Source organism: Peribacillus sp. FW305-BF15 (genome assembly GCF_058783805.1).
The window spans coordinates 81902-89383 of sequence record NZ_JBYSYV010000022.1 but is presented as its reverse complement, the minus strand read 5'-3'; the positions used below and the strand labels follow the sequence as shown (position 1 = coordinate 89383).

The 7482-nt window shown below is 43.9% G+C and carries 5 protein-coding genes; 4 read left to right on the top strand and 1 reads right to left on the bottom strand.

The annotated features are described in order from the left end of the window. Positions 1-125: 125 nt before the first annotated feature. Positions 126-686 (bottom strand): nitroreductase family protein, encoded by a 561-nt coding sequence (locus AC3WLU_RS20730; RefSeq protein ID WP_054397999.1) that lies wholly within the window; start codon positions 684-686, stop codon positions 126-128. Between the two features lie 448 nt (positions 687-1134). Here AC3WLU_RS20730 and AC3WLU_RS20725 point away from each other — a divergent pair, with 448 nt between their 5' ends. The 4 genes from AC3WLU_RS20725 (at position 1135) to AC3WLU_RS20710 (ending at position 7295) form a co-directional block, all read left to right on the top strand. Further along, a complete protein-coding gene (locus AC3WLU_RS20725; protein ID WP_413004023.1) occupies positions 1135-2883 on the top strand; it encodes an ABC transporter ATP-binding protein in 1749 nt (582 codons plus the stop codon). After that, positions 2858-4648 carry an ABC transporter ATP-binding protein gene (locus AC3WLU_RS20720; protein ID WP_492597825.1) on the top strand — a complete coding sequence of 597 codons (1791 nt, stop codon included), beginning with the start codon at positions 2858-2860 and terminating at the stop codon, positions 4646-4648. The genes AC3WLU_RS20725 and AC3WLU_RS20720 overlap by 26 nt, the downstream gene beginning before the upstream one ends. Before the next feature lie 375 nt (positions 4649-5023). Then, positions 5024-7078, top strand: coding sequence for a carbon starvation CstA family protein (locus AC3WLU_RS20715; RefSeq protein WP_098186494.1), 2055 nt, complete (start codon positions 5024-5026; stop codon positions 7076-7078). A 13-nt stretch (positions 7079-7091) separates the two neighbouring features. Continuing rightward, entirely contained in the window at positions 7092-7295 is a 204-nt protein-coding gene (locus tag AC3WLU_RS20710) for a YbdD/YjiX family protein (RefSeq protein WP_063577455.1), read from the top strand. Positions 7296-7482 lie beyond the last annotated feature (187 nt).

Genomic DNA, 7482 nt, shown 5'->3' with positions numbered 1-7482 from the left:
GGCAGAAAAATTAGCCATAAAAAACACCCCGTAAATGTTAGTTTGGTGTCTAACATTTACGGGGCAGTTCAAGTTTGTCTACAGTCTGAGCCTCCAACTGGAAGATTGGAGGCCTTCCTTTTATGTTAGTCCATGACGGTCAGGAGTTGATCGATCGCGTTCCTTGGACGAGGGGCAGGAATCATATCGGGATAGCCAACGTGAAGGCTGCCGACGATCTTCTCGCCTGGTTTCACGCCCAAAGCTTCACGAAACTCCATGCTGTGTATCATGCCGTATGTTTCCCATATCATCCCGATTCCCTGTTCCCAGGCAAGCAGGCTAAAATTCTGGATCAAGGCACTTGTAGCCGCATAATCTTCTTCACGTGTCATGGGATTCGGATTCTCTTCCATGATCACTGCGACAAACATCGGTACACCTATGAGTTTATTATATCCTCGCTGTCCGGCTGCTTTTTTCTTTTCAGGGTCCTTCTCTTTGCCTTCCATGAATGCACGTGTTGCTTCTGCGAGTTTTAAACGGCTATCACCATGCACCACGACGAAGCGCCATGGCTGGGTCATTTTATGGTTCGGTGCCCATGTCGAAGTTTCCAATAATGATTGGATGGTATCAATAGGAACAGGGATGTCCTTAAATCGTTTGATGCTGCGCCGTTCTTTAATGATATCTTCTAGTTTCATGATCATCCTGCTCCTTTAATCATATATGTAAGTTTAATAGTTGAAAAAAAATAATCCCCGGCTGCCTAATATGCTTCCAATGTGAATAAATTACTTGAATAAAGAGGGGGCAATATTCTAGTGACTTGCATTCGCTAATGAGCATATAATTTTACTAGGCACAGAGAAGCCGGGGCGACATTGTATCTATGTACAATATCAAAAGGGTACGATAAGAGAATATCGTAATTGCTTATCAAATTTCAGAGATCGATAATGAAATTGAAAATCATTATCAATTAGAATTTTCGCTTATTTCCTGTTATTTGTCAAGGGTATTTATAAAAAAAATTCAAGATATTTACCAGTGCTTTAAAACAGTTAAAATCTTTTAAAAAATCTGTATAAAAATGTATAATGAGAGGATGAAAAGATGCTATTTACATACGGAGAATCGAAGGTGTCATAGATGAAAAAATTGTCCTCATTTCTTAAGCCATACTGGCTTTTGATCATTCTTGCTTTATCCTTAATGATTGTCGAGCTCGGGGTAGAGCTATTACAACCTCTATTTATAGCAAAAATCATTGATGATGGCATTTTGCAGAAAGATTTATCGGTGGTGATTAAATGGGGAAGTGTCATGGTTGGACTTTCCGTTTTTTCATTTCTTGGCGGGATCGTTAATTCATTTACGGCATCACATGTAAGTCAAAGCTTTGGACATGATGTCAGGACAAGCCTTTTTGGTAAAATACAGGCGTTTTCTTTTGCGAACTTGAATAATATCCCGACTTCCTCGTTGATCACAAGGATGACGAATGATGTGACCCAACTTCAAAATACGGTTTTTATGGGCTTGCGTATCATGGCAAGGGCGCCGTTGATCGTAATCGGCGGAGCCATCATGGCTATTGCGGTCGATTTGAAATTATCCCTTGTATTGGTCATTTCAATTCCGGTTCTTGTTTTCTTCTTGGGATGGGTTATGAAACGGGCGGCTAAGCTGTTTAAGCTCGTCCAGAAAAAACTCGATAATGTCAATGGAGTCATGAGGGAAAACCTGATAGGCATGCGCTTGATCAAAGCTTTTCTTCGTAAGGAGCATGAAATCGGCCGATTTGACGATGCGAATGAAGAGTTGAAAAGAAAGACTGTGTCTTCCCTTCGTTTAATTGAAACGACGATGCCTGTGCTGATGCTTGTCATGAATGTGGCGATTCTGATCATTCTCTGGCTTGGAAGTGAATTTATAACGACGGGAGATATACAGGTAGGGGAAGTTGTGGCGATTGTCAACTATGCCACGAGGATTGCGGCATCCCTTTCCGTTTTTTCATGGCTGATCATGGTCATTTCCCGTGCAAAGGCTTCAGCGGAACGTGTGACGGAAATATTTGAAACTTCGATAGATATTGATGAAGGTAAAGCGGAAAGCAAGAGTGGGGCCGTCAATGGGGGAGGCATTAAGTTTCTGGATGTATCTTTCCGCTATCCTGGAACCGAAACCCCGATATTGAAAAACCTGACCTTCTCCATCGATCCGGGAGAATCGCTTGCCATCATAGGAGCGACAGGATCAGGGAAGACATCACTGTTTCAGCTGATTCCGAGATTATATGAAGTTGAAAGCGGCTCCATTCAAATTGATGGCCAAGATCTGAAAGATATTCCCTTGAATTCGCTGCGGAACAGGATCGGCTATGTACCGCAAGAGGCCCTGCTTTTTTCGGGGACCATAAAAAATAATGTCGCTTGGGGAAAAGAGGGTGCCTCGATGGAGGAAATCATGGTTGCGGCCATGCATGCTCAGGTCCATGAGACCGTAATGAAACTTCCGAAGCAATATGAAACCCAGTTAGGGCAAAAAGGAGTGAATCTGTCTGGAGGGCAAAAACAGCGCTTATCGATTGCAAGAGCATTGGTGCGCAAACCGAAGATTCTCCTTCTGGATGATAGTACAAGTGCGCTGGATTTGAAGACGGAAAGTAAATTGCTTGCCGCTTTAAAGGACTATACATGCACAACGCTCATCATTACACAAAAAATCAGTACAGCCATGGAGGCTGACAAAATCTTGTTGCTGGAAAGCGGTCAAGTCCTTGCGCTGGGGAAACATCAGGATTTGATGCAAACAAGCGATCTTTATCGAAAAATCGTTCGCTCACAGTTTGGGGAGGAGGGGATTTCGCTTGAGTCGAAGAATATCTCCCGATAAGGCAAAGTCTAAACCGGTCAACTCCTGGAATACGGTAAAAAGGATCATTCCCTACTTGGCAACGAATAAAAGCCTGCTATTATGTGTCCTTTTCATGGTACTGATAAGCTCGGTTTTGGGATTGCTTGGCCCCTTTCTTGTTGGGATGGCCATTGATGATTATATTGTCACAAGAGATAGCGGGGGGCTTATCAGCCTTCTTTTAGGGCTTCTCGGAGTCTACATATTTTATTCCCTATCCATGTGGCTTCAGAATTATTGGATGATCGGAATTGCACAGGATACGGTATATGCGATGCGCAATCAACTATTCAAAAAGCTTCACCAGTTGTCCATTCCCTTTTTTGATCGGCGTCAGCACGGGGAGTTGATGAGCAGGGTCACGAATGATATTGAAAATGTCAGTTCCACTTTGAATAGTTCCGTCATCCAGATCTTTTCAAGTGTGCTGACACTTGTCGGGACGATCGGAGTCATGCTGTATTTGAGCCCTTTATTAACTATTCTAACCTTATTCATCGTTCCTCTCATGTTCTTCGGTCTGAGGTGGATAACGAACAGGACGGGAAAGTTGTTTAAAGCACAGCAGAAGAACCTTGGAGAACTGAATGGGTTTATAGAAGAAACGATTTCCGGACAACGGATCGTAAAGGCTTTTTCACAGGAAGATAAAGTGATCCGTGATTTTATCATCCGGAGTGAAAATTTAAAGAAAGCCGGATTCCTATCACAATCATACTCAGGGCTGATTCCAAAACTGATGAATTTACTGAACAACTTAAGTTTCACGGTAATAGCCGCTGTCGGAGGGTTTTTGGCGCTGAATGGCATAGGTACGGTTTCCATCGGGGTCATTGTCATTTTCACCGAGTACTCAAGGCAATTCACCCGTCCGCTCAATGACCTGGCTAACCAATTCAATACACTCCTCTCAGCTGTTGCCGGTGCTGAACGGGTTTTCGCCATACTTGATGAAAAAGAAGAAGAAGTGGATGAGAAACAGGCTTCTGAACTTCGTGAAGTCCGCGGTGAGGTGGACTTTGAGGGTGTTTCCTTTTCGTATAATGATGAAGAGCAAACGATATATGATGTTAGTTTCCATGCAAAAAAAGGGGAGACCATCGCGCTTGTAGGTCCCACGGGGGCAGGTAAGACCACGATCATTAATCTTCTTGCCCGTTTTTACGAGCCGAACAGCGGCCGGATATTGATTGACGACCAGGATATCCAACAGGTGACGAGGTCCAGCCTCCGTAAGCATATGGGCTTCGTTTTACAGGATTCCTTCTTGTTTCAAGGTACGATTCGTGAAAATATCCGCTACGGCCGGCTGGAGGCAGAAGATGAAGAAGTGGTGAATGCAGCCAAGCTTGCCAATGCCCATTCCTTTATCATGAAACTGCCAGATCGATACGATACCATCTTGAATCAAGATGGCAGTGGAATAAGTCAGGGGCAGCGCCAGCTATTATCGATTGCCAGGGCTATTTTAGCGGATCCCGTATTATTGATTTTGGATGAAGCGACAAGTAGCATAGATACGATAACTGAGCTTAAAATCCAGGAAGCATTACACCGCTTGATGGAGGGGAGGACAAGTTTTGTCATTGCCCACAGATTGAATACAATTCAGCAAAGTGATCAAATCCTCGTACTTGATGAAGGAAGGATCATTGAAAAAGGATCCCATGATGAATTGTTGCGGCAGAGGGGTTTTTATTACGATTTAAACCGCAGCTCATTAAGGGAAAATCAGATAGGATAAAGAAAAATGTGTGCCATCCGGCGCACATTTTTTGTGTTGGTCCCATAATGAGCATCATAAACTTGGGGATCGCATCCCGTTCATTTAATGATGAACCTTCTAAAAATGCGTTCACACAATACGATTTTTATAAAGCGTTGAAATCATTGATTCCACCAAAGTGGGAAAGGAGGGAATTATCGACAAAATAATGGAAAATACTTTACAAATTGACTAAATTGCTATTGCTAAAAAACCTTACGGTAACATATAATTCAGAATATATATAAAATTCTTTAAATTTAATGGGTACGGGGAGAAATACAGCCCTGGCCCCTAATAAATGAAGGTTTTTTATAGTTGTACACTAGATCGATAGAGAGGAGATGGAAAAAAATGAAAGCGCTTAAGTCTGTTATTCTTTGGGGGATCATATCTGCATTGGGTGCGGTGAGTTTTGGTTTCGTCGCGCTAAACCGGGGGGAAAGCATCAATGCCATGTGGATTGTTACTGCGGCACTCTGTGTTTATTCAATTGCATACCGCTTTTATAGTAAATTCATTGCACGGAAAGTGTTTGAGCTAGATGACAATCGCCAGACTCCATCGGAAGCGAATAATGATGGGAAAGATTATGTACCTACAAACAAATGGGTGTTGTTTGGCCACCACTTTGCAGCAATTGCCGGAGCTGGACCTCTCGTAGGCCCCATCCTTGCAGCTCAGATGGGATATTTGCCAGGGACGCTATGGCTTGTAGTCGGAGTTGTTTTGGCTGGTGCCGTACAGGATTTCATCATTCTTTTCGGTTCGATGCGCCGTAACGGCAAATCTTTGGGAGAAATGATCAAAGAGGAGATTGGACCGATTACAGGCTTGATAGCGATGGTCGGTATCCTCGGTATCATGATCATTTTACTGGCGGTACTTGCCCTGGTTGTCGTAAAAGCGCTGGTGGGCAGTCCGTGGGGAATGTTCACGATTGCCTCGACCATACCTATTGCAGTCCTTATGGGCATTTACATGCGTTATATAAGGCCGGGACGGGTTGGTGAAGGGTCGATTATCGGAATCATACTTTTGATGCTCGCGTTATATTTCGGCCGCTTTGTAGCCGAGAGTGCAACATTGGCGCCAATGTTCACTTTCAGCGGGGAAACGATTGCCATCATGTTGATTGTCTATGGTTTCGTTGCCTCCGTTTTACCTGTATGGATGTTATTGGCACCGCGTGATTATTTAAGTACATTCTTGAAAATCGGTACGATCATCGGACTTGCACTAGGCATCTTTATTGTCATGCCGAGCCTTGAAATGCCTGCCGTCACTCAATTCATCGATGGAACGGGACCTGTATTTTCCGGAAATTTATTCCCGTTCCTATTCATTACGATCGCTTGTGGAGCGGTATCGGGATTCCATGCACTCGTTTCCTCAGGTACGACTCCTAAAATGATTGAACGCGAATCGCATGCACGTCCAATCGGATACGGGGCGATGTTGACTGAATCCTTTGTAGCCATCATGGCGATGATTGCCGCCTGTGTATTGACGCCAGGTATCTATTTTGCCATTAACAGCCCGGGGGCCGTTGTGGGAACGGAACCAGCGCAAGTGGCTGCTACGATATCCGATTGGGGTTTCCTTGTGACACCTGAGATGATTACCGGCCTTGCGGACGATGTTGGGGAAGAGACCATTATATCCCGTACTGGAGGAGCTCCAACTTTTGCAATCGGCATGGCCCATATCTTCTCGCAAGTGATTGGGGGGGCGTCCCTGATGGCGTTCTGGTATCATTTCGCGATACTGTTCGAGGCATTGTTCATATTGACCACCATTGATGCAGGAACCAGGGTGGGACGTTTTATGATACAGGATATCATCGGCACCTTTTACAAACCATTTGCCGAAACGAATAAATGGCTGCCCAATATAATTGCGACTGCCATTTGTGTAATCGGTTGGGGGTACTTCCTTTATCAAGGGGTCATTGATCCTCTTGGCGGAATCAATACCCTTTGGCCATTGTTTGGAATCGCGAATCAGATGCTTTCCGCCATTGCGTTGCTGCTTGGGACGACGGTCCTTTTCAAAATGGGCAAAAAAGCGTACACATGGGTCACTCTTGTGCCCACTACATTCTTGTTGATAGTGACCATGACGGCAGGGTGGCAAAAGCTGTTCCACGAAAACCCGGCAATTGGCTTTTTGGCACATAAGGATAAATTTAAAGCGGCTTATGATAGTGGGGAAGTTCTTGCTCCGGCAGCCAATCTGGCCGAGATGAAGCGGGTCATCGTCAATGATTATGTGGATGCTGCCCTATGTGCCATCTTCATGATCGTAGTGATCACGGTCCTGATTTCTGCCATTAGGTTATGGATAAAAGTCTTGAAGAACCAGAAAATAGATTTACATGAAACGCCTTATGTATCAAGGTCGTCATAAGGGAGGGAAAGCGATGTTGAAAAGAATAATTACAATTCTCAGCTACAGAAAGCAATTCGTCAGTTTGCTCGTCGGCGTGCCAAGTTATGATACGTATGTGGCACATATGAAAAAGCATCATCCTGAAGATCCCGTGAAAACCAGGAAAGAATTTTTCTGCGAAGCCCAGGATGAACGGTATAACGCAAAGGGTGGGAAAGTGTCTCGTTGCTGTTAATGAATATTTATTGAAGGGCCCTCAATAGGAGGGCCCTTTTTTAATGGTTTTCGAGGGGGGAATAAGTGGAGGTGAAATGTAACAGCCATGGAGTTGTGAAGATAGAAAAGTAACTATTAAACCAAAAAAATCACATTTGCTGGTCCTTTATTCTTATTGATGTTATTTAATCTAACATTTTTTCTTG